12 protein-coding genes and 1 pseudogene are annotated in these 21,736 nt (G+C 67.7%); 10 read left to right on the top strand and 3 right to left on the bottom strand.

Annotated features, from left to right (window positions below; translation table 11 throughout):
* The 8 genes and pseudogenes from AB0C21_RS41670 to AB0C21_RS41635 form a co-directional block, all read left to right on the top strand.
* A pseudogene (locus tag AB0C21_RS41670) lies at positions 1 to 255 on the top strand (hypothetical protein); the annotation flags it as partial.
* 664 nt (positions 256 to 919) lie between these two features.
* The gene (locus AB0C21_RS41665) at positions 920 to 1,612 is read left to right on the top strand and encodes a vWA domain-containing protein (protein WP_500211883.1); all 693 of its coding nucleotides are present in this window, start codon (positions 920 to 922) and stop codon (positions 1,610 to 1,612) included.
* A 105-nt stretch (positions 1,613 to 1,717) separates the two neighbouring features.
* On the top strand, positions 1,718 to 3,097 hold the full coding sequence (locus AB0C21_RS41660) for a protein kinase domain-containing protein (RefSeq protein WP_500211882.1): 1,380 nt from the start codon (positions 1,718 to 1,720) through the stop codon (positions 3,095 to 3,097).
* On the top strand, positions 3,097 to 6,627 hold the full coding sequence (locus AB0C21_RS41655; RefSeq protein WP_500211880.1) for a DEAD/DEAH box helicase: 3,531 nt from the start codon (positions 3,097 to 3,099) through the stop codon (positions 6,625 to 6,627). Before AB0C21_RS41660 ends, AB0C21_RS41655 begins: the two co-directional genes overlap by 1 nt.
* Positions 6,624 to 8,264 (top strand): hypothetical protein, encoded by a 1,641-nt coding sequence (locus AB0C21_RS41650; RefSeq protein ID WP_500211879.1) that lies wholly within the window; start codon positions 6,624 to 6,626, stop codon positions 8,262 to 8,264. Before AB0C21_RS41655 ends, AB0C21_RS41650 begins: the two co-directional genes overlap by 4 nt.
* Before the next feature lie 8 nt (positions 8,265 to 8,272).
* A complete protein-coding gene (locus tag AB0C21_RS41645; RefSeq protein ID WP_500211877.1) occupies positions 8,273 to 10,615 on the top strand; it encodes an AAA family ATPase in 2,343 nt (780 codons plus the stop codon).
* Between the two features lie 236 nt (positions 10,616 to 10,851).
* Positions 10,852 to 12,729 (top strand): hypothetical protein, encoded by a 1,878-nt coding sequence (locus tag AB0C21_RS41640; RefSeq protein WP_500211875.1) that lies wholly within the window; start codon positions 10,852 to 10,854, stop codon positions 12,727 to 12,729.
* Between the two features lie 274 nt (positions 12,730 to 13,003).
* Positions 13,004 to 14,911 (top strand): MGMT family protein, encoded by a 1,908-nt coding sequence (locus AB0C21_RS41635; RefSeq protein ID WP_500211873.1) that lies wholly within the window; start codon positions 13,004 to 13,006, stop codon positions 14,909 to 14,911.
* Here the strand turns inward: AB0C21_RS41635 and AB0C21_RS41630 are convergent.
* Both AB0C21_RS41630 and AB0C21_RS41625 read right to left on the bottom strand, forming a co-directional pair.
* The gene (locus AB0C21_RS41630) at positions 14,806 to 15,297 is read right to left on the bottom strand and encodes a hypothetical protein (protein ID WP_500211872.1); all 492 of its coding nucleotides are present in this window, start codon (positions 15,295 to 15,297) and stop codon (positions 14,806 to 14,808) included. The genes AB0C21_RS41635 and AB0C21_RS41630 overlap by 106 nt on opposite strands.
* 412 nt (positions 15,298 to 15,709) lie before the next feature.
* Complete coding sequence (locus AB0C21_RS41625; RefSeq protein WP_500211871.1) at positions 15,710 to 16,291, bottom strand: TIGR04222 domain-containing membrane protein; 582 nt, start codon at positions 16,289 to 16,291, stop codon at positions 15,710 to 15,712.
* Positions 16,292 to 16,432: 141 nt separating this feature from the next.
* Here AB0C21_RS41625 and AB0C21_RS41620 point away from each other — a divergent pair, with 141 nt between their 5' ends.
* Both AB0C21_RS41620 and AB0C21_RS41615 read left to right on the top strand, forming a co-directional pair.
* Positions 16,433 to 17,113, top strand: coding sequence for a RibD family protein (locus AB0C21_RS41620; protein WP_500211869.1), 681 nt, complete (start codon positions 16,433 to 16,435; stop codon positions 17,111 to 17,113).
* Between the two features lie 334 nt (positions 17,114 to 17,447).
* Complete coding sequence (locus tag AB0C21_RS41615; RefSeq protein WP_185030248.1) at positions 17,448 to 17,747, top strand: NIPSNAP family protein; 300 nt, start codon at positions 17,448 to 17,450, stop codon at positions 17,745 to 17,747.
* Here the strand turns inward: AB0C21_RS41615 and AB0C21_RS41610 are convergent.
* Complete coding sequence (locus AB0C21_RS41610) at positions 17,741 to 21,295, bottom strand: nSTAND1 domain-containing NTPase (protein WP_500211867.1); 3,555 nt, start codon at positions 21,293 to 21,295, stop codon at positions 17,741 to 17,743. The genes AB0C21_RS41615 and AB0C21_RS41610 overlap by 7 nt on opposite strands.
* Positions 21,296 to 21,736 lie beyond the last annotated feature (441 nt).

The raw sequence follows: 21,736 nt of genomic DNA, 5'->3' as shown, positions 1-21,736 counted from the left end.
GACCTCCGACACGGAGCCGCGACGCTCGCCCTGCTCGGCAACGTCAACATGAAAGTGATCAGCGAGACGCTCGGACACGCCCGCCACTCGTTCACCGCCGACACCTACACCTCGATGCTTCCTGAGGTGTCCCGGGCAGCTGCCGAGGCGGTGGCTGCGGTCGTCCCTCGCCGACCGCAGCCGGGACCGTCCGACGCCACCAACGTGATCTCATTCGCGGACCATCGCAACCGGCGCGGCCAACACGCAGGGTAGTCAAAGCCGAGACGACCAGCACCCGCATCGTCCGGCGACGAAAGCACTCCGGCGACATCCCGTGCACACCAGGCCAGGAGAAACGGACATCTGGAACGCGACAGGGACTTCGCTCAAGATCGCAATCTTGGACGAAGTCCCTGGTCGGAGTGGCGGAGGATCGGGGATTTGAACCCCGGATGGGCTTGCACCCAAACCGCATTAGCAGTTCCATTTTTGGCGTGTTATGAGGTGATTCACGGTCCTCGTAAGTCCACACTTCCGCAGGTCAGCGGCTTGCATGGTTCCACCTCATCCCCCCTGATCCATTACAGTTCGTGCGCACCCTGTGCTCACCAATCGCCGAGGACCTCAAGGGACAACCACTGGCCAACTGAGTACTCACCGTAATCGTTGGCGAGGCTATTTCGCCAATCGAGATCTGGGCTACCGCAGGCGGCGCGGGAGAGTGTCGGCTCGGCATGTATGAGCCGGGTGCTGCCCATGCGCCGCTGTGCCGCTGGACTCGTCCGAGATCTGTGGTGACGGTCGACCGAACTTCCTGGGTTCGTACAGAACCAGGATGTACTGACAAGTAACGTGATTTCATGCCTTGACTTGGTGGTCGACAGAAGAAATCCTGCAATGTTCCGCGCCCCGCGGGACGCAGGGAGATGCGAGATCGATGACATCTGAGCACAGTGAGACGCCGTTCGCCGCCGTCCAGCGGCCCCGGCCGCTACCGGTGCTTGTGCTGGCGGACGTCAGCGGAAGCATGACCGAGCACGGGAAGATCCAATCGCTCAACCTGGCGACGGCGAGCATGGTCCGAGCGCTGGCCCATGAGCGTTCCCCCCGGGGGGAGATCAACATCGGCCTGATCACCTTCGGTGGTCGGGGCGTTGCGCTACATCAGCGCCCCGTCCCCGCCGCCTCGGCGACGTGGGCGGATATGGAGGCCGTTGGGGGTCCAGACGGCACGCCGATGGGCGGTGCCTTCGAAATGGCCCGGCAGATCCTCGACGACGCGGAGATGATCCCGGCGCGTGCGTACGACGTCACGCTGGTACTGATCTCGGACGGTAGGCCGACGTCGGAGTGGCAACCACAACTGAAGCGCCTACTGAGTTCCGAGCGCGGTGCCAGGTCGCTCCGGCTGGCGGTGGCGATCGGCCCCGAAACCGGCTCGGCTGCCTATCGGGTGCTGGAGTCGTTCGTGGCCAATCCGCTGTATCCGGTGATCCGAGCAGAAGAGGCCGACCGGATCCCAGAGATCTTCAAGTACCTCACCCAGAGCATGAGCGTCCGGGTCAACAGCGCCCGCCCCGATGACGTCTCGGTGTTCGATCCCGGCGAGCTGGCAGATCTGAGCGACTGACCAACTCAACACACCAACGGAGGGTGCCTAGCAGCCGATGGGAACGATGACGTGACCGCACCTGTGTCCAGCCGGCGAAGGCGCCGGACCTACCGTCCGGGCGACATGATCCATGACGACCGAGGGGAGGCCCTGCAACTGCATGCTGAGATCGGCGGAGGTGGACAGGGAACCGTCTGGTCGCTGACCGGCGAGCGAGTTGCCGTAAAGATTCTCAAGCCGGAAGCTCAGATTGGCGCCGAGGAACTGCGGGGCAGGGTGGCAGCCGTGCGGCGCTTCGACCTGGCCGGGATCCCGATTGCGCGGCCTTTGTCATTGCTGGTCGGTGACGAGGTCGGCTACACCATGGAGTTGTTGGCGGGCATGACCTCCATCGGTTCGTTGGCCACCGTTCCTCCTCAGAAAGAGGCCGAGTGGTTCCAAAGCACCGGCGGACTGCGCCGCCGGCTAAGGTTGCTTGCCCTAGGGGCCGAGGCGCTCGACCAGCTGCATTCGCGGGGACTCTCCTATGGCGACGTATCCCCTGGCAACATCCTGGTGTCGGCGCGCAGTGAGCACGACCAAGTGCACCTCATCGACCCCGACAACGTGTCGGTGCACGCGCGGCCGTTGAGGACGGCGCACGTCACCCATGGCTACGCCGCGCCCGAGCTCGCACAAGGGACCTCTGGTCAGGACACTCTCACCGACGTGTTCGCCTTCGCCGTGCTGGCCTTCGAGATCCTGGCGTTGGTGCATCCCTTCCGCGGCGACGTGATCGACCAGAGGCCAGAGCTGGAGGCGTCCGCGTTCCGAGGGGAGTGGCCGTGGATCGACCATCCGTCTGACCGTCGCAACGAGAGCAGACAGGGGCTCTCGCGGGAGATGGTGCTCACCAAAGGGCTACGGCGGTTGGTCTCGCTGACCTTTGAAGAAGGGTTGCGGCATCCCGAGCGACGACCTTCCATGCGGGAATGGCACGACAAGCTCGACCAGGCTGCGCTCCTCATGGTTGCCTGTCCCGCATGCGCAGGCACATACCACGCCGGACTTTCCCGGTGCCCCTGGTGTGGGGGATCGGCGCGCCCGCCGGTAGTGCGCTGTGACGTCCATGGCCTGGTGCCCGCCGGAGCGGTGCCGGGAACGGCAGGTGACGTCGAGACGGACCGACTCCGGTCACTGATCCTCGCCGCCCACCAACCCCAGATGGTGGCGGCACGCACCGGGCTGCTGCGCCTCGACCGGGGGCCGTCGGAAGTCCCGGTCGATCCCGGCGAGCCGCTGGTGGAGCTGACTTGGGACGGCGGACCAAAACTCATGGTTCGGCGGGTGGGAAGGCATGAGGTCTATGTGGTCAACCGATCGGCGCGGCGTAGTTCGCAGTTGGCCGTGGGTGAGACCTGGCCGCTCGACCTGACCGAAACCGGGCGCTGGACGATCCACTTCGGCGGACGGAACGAGATCCATCGCTTCATCCGGATACTCCTCCCCCGGCAGGGGGCGTAATGGCCGGCAACGCACAGGCTGCGAGTACCCCATTGGTGGACGCACTGCCTGGTACAGCCGCCTTCGCATGGGTGGACGTGCCGCGAGGTATGCGCACAGCCGGGCTGAGCGGCCGGGAAGTCCTTCTCGAACGACTCGGCCCCGCGTTGATGGCCACCTACTTCGCACCGGACGGCAACACCCGCACCCACGCGCCGCAGGGGCGCGCTGACCGTGACGACGAAACGCTGCGCACCGTCGTGACCGAGAACAGCCAGATCATCGCCTTCGTTGATGATCTCGATCGGGACAACCAAGGTCGCGACTGGCTACGCCTGCGGATCTACGAACTGGCGGGCCGATTCGACTGGGGAGAACTGCGGGTCGGCGCGGACGAGGCGGCGCTGCGCTCCGCACGGAGCATCGCGGGTCACGAGCAGGTCCGCGGGAGACGTCAGGAACTCGGTTGGCTGGAACGGCAGTTCCTGTTCCGTGACGCACCCGGGCGCCCAAGTCCACTCAACGTGCCCGGTGGTCAGGGCCAGGGTGGCCTCTTGTCGCGTCGGCTTGTCGCGCTTGTGACACCTGGGCAGGAGATGGCTTCGCCGTCAACATGCCGGCTCGTCGGCGGCGGCGTCGTCGCCACGCTCCGCCAAGAGAACGGGGAATGGCGGCTACGGCAGGTGCACCGGGAGAGCCGGTCCGCCCGCGACCACGAACGGGTCGTACTGATCCACGTCCGCGTCGAGATTTTCGATGCGACGGTCAAGGCGGGGCTCAAGCGGCGGATGCGTGACGAACTGACGCGGCTCGGCAGCGGGGAGGGCGAGCAGACGTTCATGGGCGTTTGGCGCCGTTACCACGAGATGGAGAACCGGTACGCGCTACGCCGGATGCGCGACCTGGACTTCGTGGAGTACGCACGGTGGTCCTACATCGATGAGAGCGAGGACGTCGTCCGCTTCGAAATCGCCCGTGGCCGGGACGAGTTGCTGACACGGCTGCGGGAGGAACTCGACAGCGGCAACGCGGCGGATCTGGAGTGCACCGTGCAACTCCCCGAGGTCCTCGGCGGGGCGGCCAAGGCCGACCCGATGGCCGGACTACTCGAACTGGATCTGGCCACGGGGAACGAGGTCGGCGAGGTCGTTCACGCCGACGTCGAGAACCGTGTCGTGCACATGCGGATGATCCGCCGCAGTGACGACGAGGGGCCCGCTATGCCGCCGCCCCAGGGATTCCTTCACGCCGCCGTGCGGGGCGACCGTCGACGGCTCGAGCGTCGTCAGCGGGCGCTGCGGCGCCTTCTGGACGGACGCATCCCCCTGCCGCAGCTGTTGCCGCTCCTCCAGGGGGTTCCCGAGCGGGGCAAGGAGGAACCGGCCGTGCCAGCGCTGTCGCCAGCTGCGGTGGCATGCTTCGGTGACGATGGCCCGAACGCCGAGCAACGGCTGGCGCTGGCCGCCGCGCTCAACACCCCCGACATCGCTGTGATCCAGGGGCCTCCCGGAACCGGCAAGACCCAGCTGATCGCCGCTCTGCAGGTGCGGCTCGCCGAGGTGGGACGCGGGCACGCCGTGCTCAGCCGGAGCATGCTGCTCACCAGCTACCAGCACGCTGCGGTGGACAATCTGGTCGAGCGCTCCATGGTGTGGGACCTGCCCTCGGTGAAGATCGACTCCCAGAACCGGGGTTCCATGGCGCACATCGAGAGCTGGCGCCTAGCGACAGTGCGCGCCCTGCGGGAAGAGATGAGCAGTACCCCGGACGGCCGCCGTACCTTGGCGATGCGCGAGGTGGCACGGCAGACCGCCGAGTACTGCCTGGCGCCCTGGCCGGCTGAGGAACTGGTGGAGCGGCTCGACGGGATCGCCGAGCGGGTGGCGGGGCTGGTGCCAGACCTGCTCCTCGGCCGGCTGGAGCGGATCGCGACCGAATTGCGTTCCGCGACGCGGGTCGCCAACCTGCAGGCGGACCCTCGGCGGGACAGTGCGCTGCGCGCGGTGCGCGGCATCCGCTGCGCACCGGTGTCCTTCGGGGACGACGGTCCGATGATGGCGGCGTCCGCCCTGGAGCACCTGAACCGGATGCCCGTCGCCGACGATGGAGACAGGGAACTGCTCGAACGTGCCGCCGACTGGGACCACGACGAGCCACCACCCTTCCTGGTCGAGCTGGCGCAGGTGCGCGACGCGCTGCTGGACCGGCTCACCGATCGGGCGGACCGGCTGTTCCGGCCGGTGACCCGGGAGGACGTGGCCGACCTGCTCAACGAGATCGTGGACGAACTGGACGCGCGGCGCAGGGAGACCGCCGAAGGGGCGCACACTGCGCTGGCGGAGTACCTGGAGGAGCTCGAAGGCGACCCGGAGGCCGTGCTCGCCACCCTTCGCCTCTACACCACGTCGCTGGCCGCGACATGTCAGCAGGCGGATTCGCGGGCCGTTCAGGAGGCCAAGGACGGCGAGAGGCTTTTCGACACGGTCATCGTTGATGAGGCTGCTCGGGCCAACCCGCTGGACTTGCTGATCCCACTCACGCTGGCCGCCCGAAGGGTGGTCCTCGTGGGGGACCAGAACCAGCTTCCGCACATGCTGGAACCTGATGTGGAGCAGGAACTCCGGTCTGACCCGGGCGACCAGTTGGCCATGCTGCGGGAGAGCTTGTTCGGGCGCATGTTCACCCTGTTGCACAGGGGCGATGCCACGCCGGGAAGGCGCAGGGCGGTACGGCTGCGGAAGCAGTACCGGATGCATCGGGTGCTCGGCGCCTTCGTTGCGGACGCCTTCTACGGAGGCGACCTCGAGTCGGTACGCCCTGATACCGAGTTCGCACATGGGCTGGAGGGTTACCAGGGCCGACCGGCGGCGTGGCTACAGGTGCCGCGCGCCGCCGGTAGCGAGCACGGCGGGCAGAGCAAATCGCGGACGGCTGAGGCACAGGCGATTGCCCGGGAGTTGAGCCGCCATGTCGCCGACCGGCCCGACCTGACGTTCGGTGTGATCAGCTTCTACAGCGCGCAGGTCCGGTTGATCTGGGAGGAGCTGGTCAAGGAAGGGCTGGCCGAACGCGACGGCTCAGGCTACCGGCCGGTGGAGGAACTGCGCTGGGACGCCGACGGCGTCGAACGCGACAGGCTTCAGGTCGGCAGCGTCGACGCGTTCCAGGGCAAACAGTTCGACGTGGCGCTGCTGTCCGTCGTCCGGTGCACCCCCCCGCCCCGCCTCGATCCCGCCGCGGCGGGACCGGCGCACCCGGAACACGCCGATTACGAGCGGTGGGCTCGGCGCGCCTACGGGCACCTCATGCTGCCGAACCGGTTGTGCGTGGCGATGAGTCGCCAGAAGCGGCTCCTCGTGTTGGTCGGCGACGACGCCATGTTCACCTCGCGGTTGGCGCCGCCTGCGGTAGAGCCGCTGACGAGTTTCCACCGCCTGTGTGCACCGCCGTCTACAGCCGGAGTGTTGCTCGATCCCCCACCCGCGAGGCCTCGCCGTCCCCTCCGGGGACCGGCGCGGGCTCGCCGCGACACCGAAGAGGTCGGCCGGTGAGCGAGCGGCACACGTTCGAGATCAGGCGCGGCGTCCTGCAGTTCCACCGACCGCCCGAGTCTGGCGAGGTCATGTTCCTGTGCTGGCCGGTGCTGGCGTATCGGGTGACCGCACCTGTGCTGCGGGTCCGGCATCTCAACATCATCGAGAAGGTCGTCCTGGCGTTGTGCCAGGCCGGAGTGCGGCAGCCCGAGGACATCGCGGCAAAGATCCATCAGAGCGCGGAGTTGTGCGAACACGTGCTGCGGCAACTGCGCGCCGATGGCCGGGTCGACCAGCGCGGGACACCGACGGACCGGGGGGTGGAGACGCTGATCAGCGGCCGGGTCGGCGAGGAACCGGAGTACGTGGTCACCCACGTCCTGCAGGACCCGCTGACGGGCCGGCTATGGCCGAGAGCCGCCAGGGACCTGGTATTCCAGCGGGCCAGCAATGCCGGGGACGGCCAGGCTCGGCTGAGGCTCAACAGCGCGGGCGCGCCCCGTCCGATAACGGCGCGGATCGTCGGAGACGGTACGGACCCGGTGCTGCCGCGCCCGCCCTCCGCTCAGGAGATCATCAACGCCGTCGGCGCGCAGCGCAAGGCGGAGCTCGCCCGTAAGGCGGAACGGTTCACCGATCTGCGCGACGGCCGCACGCCCAGCGCGTCCGCCGTCGAAAGGGATCTCCAGGCTCTGTCCACCGAGCTGATGCTGCCGCACGACGTCGAGGTGCGCCAGGTGCTCGACATCGGCCGCCCGGCGGCCGAGTACCTGCTGGTATGGCTGGAGAATGGGAGCGAGCCGGGCGACGGACCACAGGTGCGGGATCCCTTCGGGCTGGACCCGAACCCGATGCTGCGGCGACTGCTGGCCGACTGGAACCGCGAGGAGCCAGGACTGGCGGACGCGGTGTCACAGGCGACCGACGACTCCTTCGCCCGCATCACCGAGGACTACCGGGCGGTCAGTAAGGCGGTCGGCCAAGCGGCCGAGATACGGCTGGTGCAGCAACTCGGAAGCGAACTGCGGCGCCGACCGGGGACGCTCAAGTTGCTCCTCGGCCTGGAAGAGGCGGCGGCACGGGGTGGTGAGTCAGGGGTCGAATCGGTCGCCCGCGAGGCATATCGCCTCTACGAGCACCTGCTGCGGCGGCTGGTGGCCGAGTATCCGCCACCGGAACGGCCGAGCTGGGACGCGGGCAACCAGACGGCGGCCTGGGAAACGGCGAAGGCAGCGCTCAAACGCGCCGCAAAGACGCTCGGTCTCGACGAGCCCCGCGTCGGCGGCTACCTCGGCGCCATGAGCCTCTCCCGGCGGGAGATGCTCGGGTATCCGGAGGCCTATCGCCGGACCCGCGACATCCGCGAAGCGATCAACTTGGACAAGGCCACCATCCGAGAACTTCTGCCCTACGCGCTGATGGCGGCGGCCGATCCGAAGAGCCCGCACCACCGGGACCACCCGCTGCGCGCACTGGTCGGTGCCCGCTCCGGCCTACTGATCGAGCTCGACGAACTCGGCAGGCTGCGCAACCGGGGCTCGCACAACACTCGGGATGCCACCGTCGAAGACGACGTCGAATGGTGTCGGCTGTTGGCCCTGGACGCCGCCCGAGTCCTCATCTCCATGCCCCCACCACCCCCGGAAAGGACATAGCGACCTTCATGGCCAAGAGGAACAACAGGACAGGTGGCAACCAACGCGGAGGAGGCGCGGGCTCCGGCAAGCAGGCCAGGGCGGCAACGAGCGAGGCCGAGCTGCTCAAGAAGGCCGAACAGCTTGAGGCAGCTGAGCCCGAACCGGCGGCGGTGACCGGACCGGACGGGGAGACGGCCGTGGAACCGGTCAAGGAAGAGGAGGTGACGGGACCGGTCACCGTCGACCGGTTGCGGCGCGCCATCGCGCAAGTCGAGACCGCCCGCAAGCGGGCGGATACGCGGCAGGCCGCACTGGACAAGAAGCAGGCCAAGCTGGAAGACGATGTCACCGAGCTCACCGAGAACCGGTCCGAGCATCAACGCAAGGAACAGGACCTACGACAGCGCGAGGAGGCGCTGGACGCCGACGAGAGGCGGCTAGCTGAAGAGCGGGAGCGGTTGGCGGACCTGCAACAGGAGGCCAGACGAGGCTTCGCCGGATACCGGCGGGAACAGCTCGACCTTCTCCAGCAGGAACTGGACGACCGCAGGGCCGAGTTCGAGGAAAGGCAGCGCGAGCTGGAGAAAGAGCACGCGGACCGGCACTCGCAGCGCGAGCGGGAACTACTGACGTCTCGCGCCGGACTCGATGAACGCGAGGCCGCGCTCAACCGCAGGGAACTGGAGCAGAAGCGTCTGGAACGCCGGCTGGCCGCCCGTGAGGAGCATCTCGACCAAGAGGCCGACGACCGGATCCGGGAGCGGATCGCCGGATTGCAGACCGAACTGGAGCTGGCTCGCCAGGACGCCGCAGGTCACCGGCAACAGCTGGAGGCCATGCGAAACCTTGCCCAGCGGCGGGCCGGTGAACTGGCCCGCTACGAGGCGGCCGAGGCGGAACTGAACGGAATGGGATTGCAGGAGGCGGCCGCGAAACTGCAGCGGCTCCAAGAGGACAACCGCGAACTGCGCACGTCGCTGGCCGCCAACCCCCTACAGGACCGGGAACGGGTCGCCGATCTGGAAGCCCGCCATCACGATCTGCTGATCGAACGCGACGAACTGCTCCAGCAGAACGCCGAACTACGCCGGCACACCACCGCGACGATGATCTCCGCCACCGAGCGCGAGAACGCACGCATGATCAACCAGGCGCTGCAGCGGCAGAACGAGGTGCTGACCACCGAGATCGACCAGCAGTCGGCGCGGCTCAAGCAGATGCAGGATGTGCTCAAGGACAGCTCGCCCTTCCCGGCATGCTCGGCCATGGACGAGGACGAGGGCTATCAGGTCGCTCCCGTCCTGGACCGCGAGCCGATCCGGTTGCCTGATCTCATCGCCCGGATCCGCAGCCGGATGGCCGTCGACCTGGGGCTGTACTACTCCGAGGCTGATCTGCGCTGCTTCGTCGCCGGCTTGGCCGCCAGTCGGCTGCACCTGCTGCAGGGCATCAGCGGAATCGGCAAGACCCGCCTGCCCGAGGCGTTCGCGCAGATCATCGGGGCCGGGCGGGAGACCGTCGCCGTTGCCGCCGAATGGCGTAGCCCGCAGGATTTGCTGGGCTATTACAACGCCTTCGAGCGCAAGTTCTATGAATCGGAGTTCACTCAGAGCCTGTACAAGGCGCAGCTGCCGCTGTATCGCGACAAGCCGTTCGTCGTCGTGCTCGACGAGATGAACTTGTCGCACCCGGAGCAGTACTTCAGCGACCTGTTGTCGGCGATGGAACGCAAGGAGAGCAGTCCGGGCGAGCGCCAGTTCCTCCCCCTCATGACCGCCCCGGTTTCACCGGCGCCGCGCCTGCTGCACGACGGCCGTGCCTTGGAACTGCCCGAGAACGTCTGGTTCATCGGAACGGCCAACAATGACGAGACCACGGTCAGGTTCGCAGACAAGACCTATGACCGCTCGCATGTTCTGGAACTGCCGGCCAAACCTCCGCGTTTCGAGCCCGGCGAGGTCCGGCCTCTTGCCCCGGTCTCGTACCGGACGCTCATGAACGCCTTCGATGCGGCCGAGGCGACCGACGGCGGTGAGGCCGAGAAGGTGCTGGCCTTCCTTGACGATGGGCTTGGAGAGCGGCTGCGCGGCGACTTCGGGGTGTCCTGGGGTAGCCGGTTGGAGCGGCAGGCCAGGCGATTCGTCCCGGTAGCGGTCGTCGCCGGGGGCCCTCCCGGGGAGGCCGCCGACCATCTGCTGGCCACCAAGGTGCTGCGCAAGCTGATCGGCCGCGTCGAAGTCGCACCCGGCGACCTGCGGGAACTGCACGACGAGATCACGGTGTTGTGGTCCTCCGCTTTCCCCGGGATTGCCCCGCGCAAGTCCCTGCAGGTGCTGGAGCGCGAGATCAGGTCCCTGGGGCTCGGATGAGCGGGCGGCCGACGCTCTGGGACCGGGTCACCGGTGCCCCGTGCACCGTCCCGCAAGGCACCGTCCTGCTCGGCCGGTACCAGATTCCGCAAGGTGGGCGCGGCTACGCCCTCAACAGGACGGCCATCGCACCAGGTTCGTACCTCGCGGCCGGAGCCAGGGGGTGGGAGCTCCGGCATGGCACCGAACGGTGGCAGGGCGACTTCGGGGCCAGCCCGACCCCGACGCCGCTCGTCATGGAGAGCGTCGCCGTCATCGCCGCCAAAGTGGCCGACCTACGCGCCAGGAAGGCGCCGCTGAGCGAGTGGAGCGAGGTCGCCCCCATGGTCAACGGGGTGTCACAACGCCTGCACCCGCACCGCTTGGAAGACCATCTTCGCGCGGAACTCGGTTACCTGCGGGCCGTATGCCGCGCCCCACACGCTCGGCTGCGCACCGAGCATGTCCTGGTGCCGGTAAGCAAGGCCCGACGGATGACCTGGCGCACCGTGGTGCACCTGGCGGCGCACAGCGAGACGTGGGAGGCGCGCAGGCTGCACGGCGTGGAACCCGCCCAATTGCTGACCCCTGTACAGGTCGCCGACCACGATCTCTACGAAAACCGGGTAGTGGGCACCCTCCTCGACCGCCTCTGGCGGCACGTCCTGGCGAGGATCGCCGAGATCGACGCGATCGATTCGATGGTCCGGCAGGGGTATGGCTTGCTGGGGCAGGCCGAGGCGCGTCCGGACTGGCGACAGAAGCGGCGCCTGTACACCTTCATCGCCGAACTGCTCCAGCAGGACGACCTCTCCGACCGCATCGAGCAGCGGCGAGCGGAACTGCTGGCGCTGCGAGGAGCCCTGGCCCCGCTTCGCAACTCCGAACTGCGCGCTGGGATTGGCGGCCCGTACACCGGGCCACCGCGGTTGCGTCCAACCAACCTGTTCGACAACGACGTCAACTACCGGCATTGCCGCAGGCTCTGGGACGTAGAGGTCGCGTCGCGTCAGAGCTCGGATGACCATGACGGCCTTGCCGAGGCTCTGACCACATGGTGTCGCGACTTCGCGTACTACACCCTGATTCTCATGTTGCGCTCGTTGGAGCAATTCGGTGTCGTTCCGACCACCACGGAGGGGCCGCGGATCGGCGAACCAGGGCCCCGCTACACCTACAGGGAGCATGACGTCCGGCTCGACTGGAACCGCGACGACACCTTCACCCTGCTGCTCGACGACGATCCGGTCCTGCGGGTGGTCCCCGTCCCCCATGCGCTCACAAGGCAACCAGAGCACCTTGACCAGCATCTCAACGCTCTCCGGCGAAACGTCGGCGCCGAGGCCGCAGTGCTGTATCCCGGTGAGCTGGTCGAGCGGGAGCGAATGCCGCCACACCATCGCATTGCTGTGCACGATGCAGTCGGGACGGCCGCCCTGCCCATGATGGTGCCGGTCAGCCCTGCCGACCTTGGCAGCATGGGCCGGCTTGCCCGGACACTACGGGGAGTGCTCGACGAACGGATCATGTTGGAGTATCCGGCACGGGTACCTCGCGGGGTCACCGGGGATGACTCCCTGACGCGGCGTTTTGGGTGGCTTGATCATCGTGATGGACAACTACTTGTGACCAGGCCACCTCTCACCAGCGAGGTCGAGCCCCTGGACGCGGTACTGGCGGGGCTACGCACTCGCGCCGATGCGGCACGCAGGCAGGGGGACAACCAAGAAGAGATCAACAGGCTTCGTGCTGGGCTGCTCGCCGCCGTGGACCAGGTCACCAAGCTGACCCACTGCCCGATCTGCTCGCACCGTCCCGAGAACCCTGCCGCCGAATTCACGGTACGCGACGACGACACCTACCGTTGCCGCTGCTCGAACTCCAGTTGCAGCACCGTGTGGGAGTTGCGGCGGTGCCTCTCGTGCCAAGCGCGCTACCCGGTGCTGATCGTTCCATCGTCGGCCAACCGTCCCGGCGGCCACGGCGACCTGCTGGACGACAGATTTTCCCAAGACCTGCTCGCCGTACCGTGCTGGCACAACGCACGAAGCTACATATGCCGCCACTGCGGTGGGTGTTCGGAGTCATCCGCTCAGAATTGCGAGCGCTGCCTCGTACGCAATCCCCCGAGCTGAACGATGCAGGAGAGGGGGCGACCAGACCGGTTCAGGCACGACCCATGCGCAGTTTCGGGATCGTCAGCTCCAGGTGCCGGCGCGGGTGTCCCCGCCACAGGATCTGCTCATCGCCGTCGGCTTCTTCTGCGGCCTCGCCACGCGGGACCCGAAAACGTATGAATATAGGTGTCGAGTAGTCCGTGGTCGCGTCTGTATCGAAGCCTCACGGGCGGGACCAGAGTTGCCATGTCGATGCGCCGGAGAGCTGCCCCCCGACGTCAAGGAGTCCCGAATGTCCTTTGCTGAGCACATCGCGCCGATCTTCCGCGGGGCCATGGAGATCCTGCGGGAGGAGGGGCGACCGTTGAAGCCCGCCGAGGTGCGAGATGCAGTCGCAGCCCGGGTCGCCATCGATCCCGAGCATGAGGAGCTTAACGCGCACGGGCAGATTCGCTGGCATGCACAGCTGGGGTTCCGTACCGGGGAGGCGGCGTCGATCGGTTGGATGACTAAGAGAAACGGTTGGGCGATTACTGAGACCGGGATCCAGGCCCTCAAGGACTTTCCGGGCGACGAGCTCTACCGAGAGTTGGGGCGCCAGTACCGTGCCCGGCGCCAGGCGAACGAGACCAGGACCTATGTCGATCCTCGCTGGAATCGGGTGCGCGAGGCGCTGGCCCAGGTGGCGCCCGGATCTTGGACGACCTACGGAGACCTCGCCGAGTTGGTAGGCATGGCGGCCCAGTCGGTGGGCGGATTTATGGCCGAGTCGGGGGCGCCGGGTGCGCACCGGGTTCTGCAGGCTAGCGGCAAGATCTCGCCAGGATTCCGCTGGCCGGATCCGGAGCGGACCGACGACCCCCGGGACGTCCTGCAGCAAGAGGGACTCAAGTTCGACGACGCCGGCCGCGCGGATCGCACAAAGCGGATCACCGTTGACGACTTCCGAAAGATGTTCCCGGACGCGAAGGTGCCCGCACCTCTCCCCGATATCGAGGAGGATTCCGAGCTTCCGGCCCCGTTCGACCAGTTCCAGCAGAACATCAGCTATGCACGCCAACTTATCCAGGGAGGCCAGAATCTGGAACATCTCAAGGTTGGCGCCTTCGATGTCACCGACCTTTACCGAGCGGCCTGGAGCCAGGCCGTCGCCGCGATCGATCACTGGGTCACCCGGGAGATCGTCGATCGAGGCGTCGTTCTCGCACTGCGTCCCGGCACACCACGGCCTGCCAAGTTCGACAAGCTGACCATGCCCGTGGCGCTCTTCGAGAAGATCCATCATCACTCCGAGCCCCTAGCCGAGCTGTTCCGGGCCTACCTGGAGCGGGAGTTCGAGTACAAGACGTTCCAGAGCCCTGAGAAAATACAAGAGGGGTTCGCACACGTCAGCGAGGTGAAACTCTGGGTGAAGGTGGCGGAGATCCTTACAGATCAGGATCCAAGATCTCCGGTGACCTCCGATGAGGTCCGCGCAAGGATGCGAGAGATCGCAAGACGCAGGAACAACATCGCCCACACCGCTGACCACAACCCCGATCAACCCGACCAGAAGTTGCCGATCACCGCCGATGAGGCGGAAGAGACCATCGCCTGGCTAGAGTCGATCGCGCTCGCCATCCAGCAGGCTCTCGGTGACCCCGTACCTCCGACGATCGATTACAACGCAGCACCGGCAGAGGCAGGCACTCTGGGGCCCGCGCCGGTGGCCCCCGGCGAACGCCGCGATGACACACCGCATGCGAAACCTGGGTGGGACGAGGAAAGCCTCCTCCAAGCCATCAACCGATACTGCCCTGGCAAGCTCGCGCATACGCTACTAGCGGTGTACAGGCACGCTGAACGGCATGCAGCGTTCCGTGGTTACCATTACGGCGAAGGCGAGTACCCATCCGTCACGGCCCGATTCAGCGTCGGTACTGACGAGGCAGCGGCTTGGAGCATCTACATTGGCGTCACGAAGTCCCTACTATCGATCAACTTCGCCGAGCTGCGGGACCATGGTGTCTCTTCCCAAGCACTCCTTCATCTCGCAGGTAGCCTGTCGCGGCTTCCCGGTTGGACCAATACTCCTCAGCAATTGAAGAGAGCGAACTACGGCGCACGTGTCTCGATCGAGTCCGCTGTGCTGGCTGCGCCCAACACAGCGAATGTCATCATCGAGGCGTTCAACGCCCTTCTGGCATCGGTGAGCGACTGAGCCACCACCGCGCGGCGAGCCTCGGAGTTCCCGGCCAGCTTCACCTCCACGATCACCATCTGCCCGGAGGGCTCCACGGCCACAAGATCGGCGTATCCTCCGCCCAGCCGCACCTCGCGCCCCAGCACCGTGATCCGCGGAGAGCCAGCCAGCGGCAAAATCTGTGGACTCTGCTCGACGAGGTCGTGCAACGCAGCCTCAGCTGGATAGCCGCTCGGGGTGAGAAGTCGCCACTTTCCGCTTTGGTCGGTGCTCCAGATAGCCGTCACAACCTGAACATAACGCCCGACAGCGGGACCAGCCCAGCTCTTTAAACGGCCGCAGACGACATTGACGATCTCCACGCTGATCGCCACACGGTCGCAATCGGCGAGACGCTCAGCCATGCGCGCCATTCGTTCACCGCCGACACCTACACATCGGTACTTCCCGAGGTGTCCCGGGCAGCATGCCTCCGAGCCGTGGCGGCAAGGTCGGAAATGGATCGGTGGCGTCTCCGGAGGCCGCCCCCGCACGCCCGCCGGAAAGCCAGTCCGACACGTACATCGATGGGCGGTGCGTCCGGATGATGCACTGCGGCCCCTGCGTGGACGAGCCTGCTCCCCTCGCGCGCAGGGCCGCACTGATGAAGGTGCAGGGTGTTACGCACCACGACCTGGACCACGAGATCTACCTGTCCGATCCTCGCGAGACCGCCCCGAGAAGATGCGCACGATCCTCCGCCAGGCCGTCCGCTAGGACCGGCGGGCGGTGGGTCCCGACCCGCCGCCGGACTGCTCCACCCCCGCGGGCTCGGGTTCAGTAGCCCCCGAAGTCGGAGTACGCGCCGTACAAGCCGGACCGGTAAGGCACTTCGGGAAGCGGATCACTGACCCGCGGCTTCGGAATGCTGATCTCGATGGATACCGGCGGCTCCCACGTGTGGGTTTCGAAGATCGTCCGGAGTTCGTGGTCAGCGATGCCCGCGGCGCCGGTGGCCGCGACGCGGGATAGGGCGTCCAGCGACAGCCCCCGGTCAAGCGCACGGCGCAGCCGCCGGGCCCGCCGGACCCGGCCCCACTGCCACAGCGCACGGACGCGGGAGCCCGGCAGCAGCCGCTCCGCCCGAAGCCGCCGGCCGACCTCCTCGACCGCTGGGGAGGCCGCGATCATCAGCACGGTCAGGCCGAGCACCCTGCCGACCTCCGGCACGACCTTCAGCGCGGCGGCCTCGACGGGGTCGCGGGGTTCGCGCCGTTCCGCGTACACCCGGTGCCGATCCGGCGAGACCCTGATCTGACCGTCTCCGGCCAACCTGACCAGCACGGTCATCGCGACACGCTCGGGGCCGCCACACAGGTAGGCGATCTCGTAAGGGCCGACTTCGGTGTGATCGCGCATCAGTTCCACTTCCAACCGAGGTCGTGACAGTTCGAATGCTTTCCGGTAAGACGCACTGTGCTCCGCGGACGTTCCGGCGTCAACGATGAAGACTGCGCACGTATCGTCAGCAACTGATCAGCAACGGCTTTGGAGCAGCTAATGACTGGACGCCCCTACGTGCTGTTGTCCTGCGCGGCCTCGATCGACGGCTATATCGACGACACCACGTCCGAGCGGCTTCTGCTGTCCAACGACGAGGACTTCGACCGAGTCGACGAAGTGCGGGCCGGCTGCGACGCCATTCTCGTCGGTGCCAACACCATCCGCCGAGACAACCCGCGCCTGCTCGTCCGGACAGAGGAGCGCCGGAAGGCCCGCGTCGCCCGCGGCCTGCCCGAGAGCCCGATCAAGGTCACCTTCACAGCCCGCGGCGACCTCGACCCTGGGGCCAAGTTCTTCGCCGCCGGCGGCGTCGAGAAGATCGTGTACTGCTCCAGCAGCGCGGTGGCCAGCTGCCGTGAGCGCCTCGGGGATGTCGCCACTGTCGTGGACGCAGGTGACCCGGTCGACCTCAACACCATGCTTGCCGACCTTGCCAACCGAGGGGTTCAGCGGTTGATGGTCGAAGGCGGCGGCACCGTCCACACCCAGTTCCTCACCGCCGGACTGGCCGACGAGCTCCAACTCGTCATCGCCCCCTTCTTCGTCGGCGACTCCGCCGCCCCGCGCTTCGTCGGAACGGGGCAGTTCCCGCACCATCCCGGCAACCGGATGACGCTCGAGGAGACCCGTCCCATCGGTGACGTCATCCTCGCCCGGTACCTCCTCACACGCTCCTGACCGCATGGTTGAGCTGTCATCGGGAGCTCCGCTTGGCAGAGGCCGCGTCTGAGGTTGGCGGACGAGCGTGGGTCGTGCCCGGGGGGGTGCGACGGGTCACCTGGGTTGGGGACGGGACGACTCGCCGCTACTCGGCGGATCGGGGGTCGCCGGGGCGGTCCGTGCCGGGCGGTCAGTGCGTGTCGGCGGCGGACTGGACGGCCGTCCGCAGGACCGCGCGGGTCGGCTGCCAGGGCCGCAGGTGGAGATGCCCGGCGGGGCGGGCCCATGGTTGTGTGAGTTTTGCGGCGGGTGTTAGCCGACGCAGCGGATTCCAGGTGGAAGAGAGGTCATCGTGCCGAAGACCGTCCAGTTGAGGACGTACACGATCAGGGAGGGCCTGCTCGAGGAGTGGGCGGCCAGATGGCGGGAGTCGGTGGTGCCGCTGCGGTTGAAGCTGGGATTCGGGATCGGGGGTGCCTGGCTTGATCACGAGCGGAGCCGGTTCGTGTGGGTGATCTGGTACGAGGGGGAGGAGACGTTCGAGGAGGCGAACCAGCGGTACTGGGCGTCGCCGGAGCGGGAGGCGATGGGGCTGGACCCGTCCGAGTACCTGGTCGATCGGGACGTGCGTGTGGTCGAGCAGGTCTACTGATCGGGCTCGGGGAGCAGGTGGGCGAGGCGTTCTTCTTGCGCCAGGGGGCGGAACACGCGGGTCCCGGCCTTGGATTTCAGGACGTCGAGGTCGACGTCGAAGGGCCAGAGCCGGGCGGTGCCGTCGAAGGAGGCGGAGACGACGGTCTGGCTGTCCGGAGTCCAGGTGACGGAGACGACCGGGCCGCGATGGACGCCGATCACGCCAATCTCGGCGTAGGTCCTGCCCGCCCAGAGACGGACGGTGCGGTCGTAGGACGCAGTGGCGATCATGAAGCCGTCGGGTGACCAGGCCACGCCGGCGACGCGGGCCTCGTGGGCGTCGAGGACGGCCAGTTGCTCGCCGGTGGTGGTGTCCCAGACGCGAGCGGTGCCGTCAGCGGAGCCGGTGACGACCCGGCGTGCGTCGGGGGACCAGGCGATGTCGTCGACCCAGTTGGCGTGGCCGTGCAGCGTCATGACTTCGCCAGGGTCATGGACGTTCCAGATGCGGGCGGTGCGGTCATCGGAGGTGGAGCCGAGGTGCGCCCCGGTAGGCGACCAAGCGAGACCAACGACCCAGTCGTGGTGACCGTCCAGGCTCTCGGTAAATTCGTAGTCGCCGCGGGGGTGGATGACGATGGCGCGGTCGTGCCCTGCGGTTGCGAAGGTGGCCGAGCCGGGACGCCAGGCCACGGCCTCATGAATGTCGCTGCTGGGAATTCGTTCGCCGGAGATATCACCAGGAGAGGCTTCGTCCAGCCTCCACAGACCGATCGTGCGGTCGCTGGAGCAGGAGAGCAGCATCGTGCGCCCCTCCACGCTGGCCCAGGCGAGATCGTGGACGGTGTCCCGGTGGTCGGTGATCGCAGCGTGGAGGGTGCCGTCGACGGCGTCCCAGATCCGGATCGTCGCGTCGTCACCAGCGGTGGCGATCAACCGTCCGGACGGCGTGACCGCGGCGGCGCGGACGGGGCCGCGATGGCCGGCCAGTTGGAGACTCTCGGCGCCTTTGGGGGTGACGTCCCAGATGCGGGCGGTGGTGTCGGCCGAGCCGGTGGCCAGATGCGCGCCGTCGGGTGACCACACGACGCCCCACACGTCGTCGGTGTGGCCGCGGAGGGCGAAGATCTCCTCGCTGGTCCGCGGGTTCCAGACGCGGGCGGTGTTGTCGCTGCCGCAACTGGCCAGGTAGGTGCCATCGGGTGACCACGCCACGTTCCACACTCGGGTGCCGTGGCAGCGGATGAGCCCGGTCTGTGCTGAGGAGCGGATGTCCCAGATGCGCATGGTCGCGTCGCCCCCGGCCGACGCGACGAAGGCTCCGTCGGGGGCCCAGGCGACACCTTCCACGAAGTCCTGGTGACCGTGGAGCACCGTGGCCGTGCCGGTGGCGAGATCCCAGATCCGGACGGTCCTGTCATGGGATCCGGTGGCCAGCAGGTTCCCGCTGGGCGAGAAGGCGATGCCGAGGATGTTGTCGGTGTGGCCGTGTAACTGGGTCAGGAGTTCGTAGGTGTCGGCCCGCCAGATGCGCACCACCCTGTCGCGGGACCCTGAAGCGATCCTGGTTCCGTCCGGTGACCAGGCGACGGTTCGGACGACGTCGGCCGCGCCCGCCAGCACAGCCAGCGCTCGGCCGGTGGTGGTGTCCCAGACGCGGACGGTGTGGTCGCGGGAGGCGGTGGCGATGCGGCGGGCGTCCGGTGCCCAGGCGACCATTTCCACCATGCCGTGGTGGCCTTCCAGTACAGCGGTGTTGGAGCCAGTGGTCGCGTCCCACAGTCGGCATGTGCCATCGCGGGAGGCGGTGGCGATCAGGGCCCCATCGGGCGACCAGGCGAGGTTGCGGACCGCGTCGGTGTGCCCGTCCACCACCTGGGTCAGGTGGCTGAAGGCCAATGCCGCCATGAGCGCGCGTGTGGCGGCCGGTGTCGGCGGGCACTCCGAAAGCGCTGCCGCGGCCAGCAGGATCGCCAGCTCGGGGTACTGCTCGGCGTTGGCCAGGACGTACTGGCCGATCCCCTCCGACACGCGTCGCAGGAACGCCAGGTCGCGCCGTTTGGACGCCTCGATGAACGCGCGGATCTCGCCGCTATCCTGCCCGGCCGACTCCAGGCCCTCCAGCCATTGCAGCGCGAGCTGGAGTCGCTCGCCGGTCAGCAGGTAGTCGACCTTGTGCCCGGACTGGCGCCAGTCCGCAGCCCATCGTTCCAGCTCGGCGCGGCGCCGCAGCAGCTCCGCCCGTGCCTCCACCTCCTGGCGCAGCGGCGCCCACTGGCGGAACAGCGCCTCATGCGCGACCTGCGCGATGGGCGTTCCCTCCCACGCGTCGGTGACCAGCAGCCGGGCCTCCACGAATGCGGTGACGACGCGTCGCTCGTCCTCGCTCAGATCGTCCAGGACAACGCGGCGGCGGGTGGCTTCGGTCCCTTCCGTGGTGACGAACTTGAACAGCACCGCCAGGATCGGCTCGATGCCCTCGTCTCCGCGCAACGTGGTCACGAGCTGGTCGGCCTGCCGGGACAGCGCGCCCGCGACCCCGCCGAGCCGGCGGTACGCGTCGAACGTGGCGACCTTCCCGCGCCCGGACGCGAAATACAGCTCCTGCAGCAGATAGGCCAACAGTGGCAGCGCATCGGCCGTCCCGGTGTCCTCGACGATCCTGGTGACCAGGCCGGGCTCGAACCGCAGCCCGGCCAGCGTGCCCGGTGCCTCGACCACCGTCGCGAGTTCGGCCCGCGTCAACGCACCGAGCGCGATGGGGCGGGCGAACAGTACGGCATGGCCAGTCTCCAGGAAGGAGCGCAAGAACTCGATGCGGACCGTCGCCACCACCCACAACCTGGAATCGGCGCGCAACGCCGCCGACAGCGCCGACAGGAACAGGTCCCGCTGGTCGGATCCGGCGAGCGTGAACAACTCCTCCAACTGGTCGACGGTGATGAGGACGCGGGCGTCGCGCCGCCCCGAACGCCGCCGCGCTTGTGCGACCAGCTCGGCCAGCGCGGACGGCGCCCCTCGCAACCGTTCGGCGTCCCGAGCGTTGCCGAATGTTGTCGCCAACGCAGCCATCGGATCGGACCCCGGCGTCAGTACCGGCTGCACGAGCCAGCGGCGCCCGCGCAACCTGGGGATCAGCCCGGCCTGCACCATCGAGGACTTGCCGCTCCCCGAAGCCCCGGCGACGACCACGAACCGCTCGCCATCGCGCTGGTACAGCTGACGGAGCAGCGTGCTCACCGGCTCGTCACGTCCGAAGAACACCGCCGCCTCGTCCTCGGCGAACGCCTCCAGCCCCGGATACGGGGTGCGACCCGGATCCCACTCGCGCTCCGGCGCTCGCGGCGGATTCTCCAGCCGCGCCGACACCACCGTCAGGACGATCAACGCCACGATCAGTACCCCGAGCCCGGGAACAGCGATCTTTCGCAGCAGGTCCAGCGGCAGCGGCGCGTCGTCGCCCCCGGTCGCGTAGTTCGTCAGGATGCCCAGAAGGGCGAGCACGACCACGAGCAGGACGTTCAACGCGATGTTCAGGCGGGGCCTCATACGCCGCACCACCGGCATGCGCCGCCCGTCCCGCTACCCATGCGACCCCACCCCGTCCCCGGACACGGCCTGATCTTCTTCAATAATCGAGCGGGACGCCATTGCCGCAAGGGGAAGGCGATGATGAAGGTTCGACCCGGACGACTGCGGTCCTGGACGCCCGGGGTGAGCGCTGCACGGAGTACGGCCAGGTCAGCCGTGCACACTCGCCAGCTCGACGCGCTCGCCGCTGTTGCTGTGGGTTCGGCTTGCCTTGCGCCCGGTGAGGTTCTCGACGGGCATGAGGCCAGTGTCGGACGCGCGGCTGGACTTGCCAGCGGGCGTGTCCGCTCGGCTGGGGCTGCCTCTGGGGAGGTGGACGGGCGTGGGGTCTTGCCCATGGGGACGGTGGGGTGCGGCGGGTCGTCCGGGTCGGGGCACGGGACGACTCGCCGCTACTCGGTGGGTCGGGGGTTGGCG

This window comes from Spirillospora sp. NPDC049024 (assembly GCF_040649235.1).
In the GTDB taxonomy this organism is placed as follows: Bacteria; Actinomycetota; Actinomycetes; order Streptosporangiales; family Streptosporangiaceae; genus Spirillospora.
The sequence above is the reverse complement of the archived record's forward strand: the minus strand, read 5'-3'. Positions and strand labels throughout refer to the sequence as shown.

Bases quoted from the DNA above. Each gene is read 5' to 3' on its own strand.
- AB0C21_RS41665 (WP_500211883.1), top strand. From the start codon at position 920: ATGACATCTGAGCACAGTGAGACGCCGTTCGCCGCCGTCCAGCGGCCC.
- AB0C21_RS41660 (WP_500211882.1), top strand. From the start codon at position 1,718: ATGATCCATGACGACCGAGGGGAGGCCCTGCAACTGCATGCTGAGATC.
- AB0C21_RS41655 (WP_500211880.1), top strand. From the start codon at position 3,097: ATGGCCGGCAACGCACAGGCTGCGAGTACCCCATTGGTGGACGCACTG.
- AB0C21_RS41645 (WP_500211877.1), top strand. From the start codon at position 8,273: ATGGCCAAGAGGAACAACAGGACAGGTGGCAACCAACGCGGAGGAGGC.
- AB0C21_RS41640 (WP_500211875.1), top strand. From the start codon at position 10,852: ATGGAGAGCGTCGCCGTCATCGCCGCCAAAGTGGCCGACCTACGCGCC.
- AB0C21_RS41635 (WP_500211873.1), top strand. From the start codon at position 13,004: ATGTCCTTTGCTGAGCACATCGCGCCGATCTTCCGCGGGGCCATGGAG.
- AB0C21_RS41630 (WP_500211872.1), bottom strand. From the start codon at position 15,297: ATGGCTGAGCGTCTCGCCGATTGCGACCGTGTGGCGATCAGCGTGGAG.
- AB0C21_RS41625 (WP_500211871.1), bottom strand. From the start codon at position 16,291: ATGCGCGATCACACCGAAGTCGGCCCTTACGAGATCGCCTACCTGTGT.
- AB0C21_RS41620 (WP_500211869.1), top strand. From the start codon at position 16,433: ATGACTGGACGCCCCTACGTGCTGTTGTCCTGCGCGGCCTCGATCGAC.
- AB0C21_RS41610 (WP_500211867.1), bottom strand. From the start codon at position 21,295: ATGCCGGTGGTGCGGCGTATGAGGCCCCGCCTGAACATCGCGTTGAAC.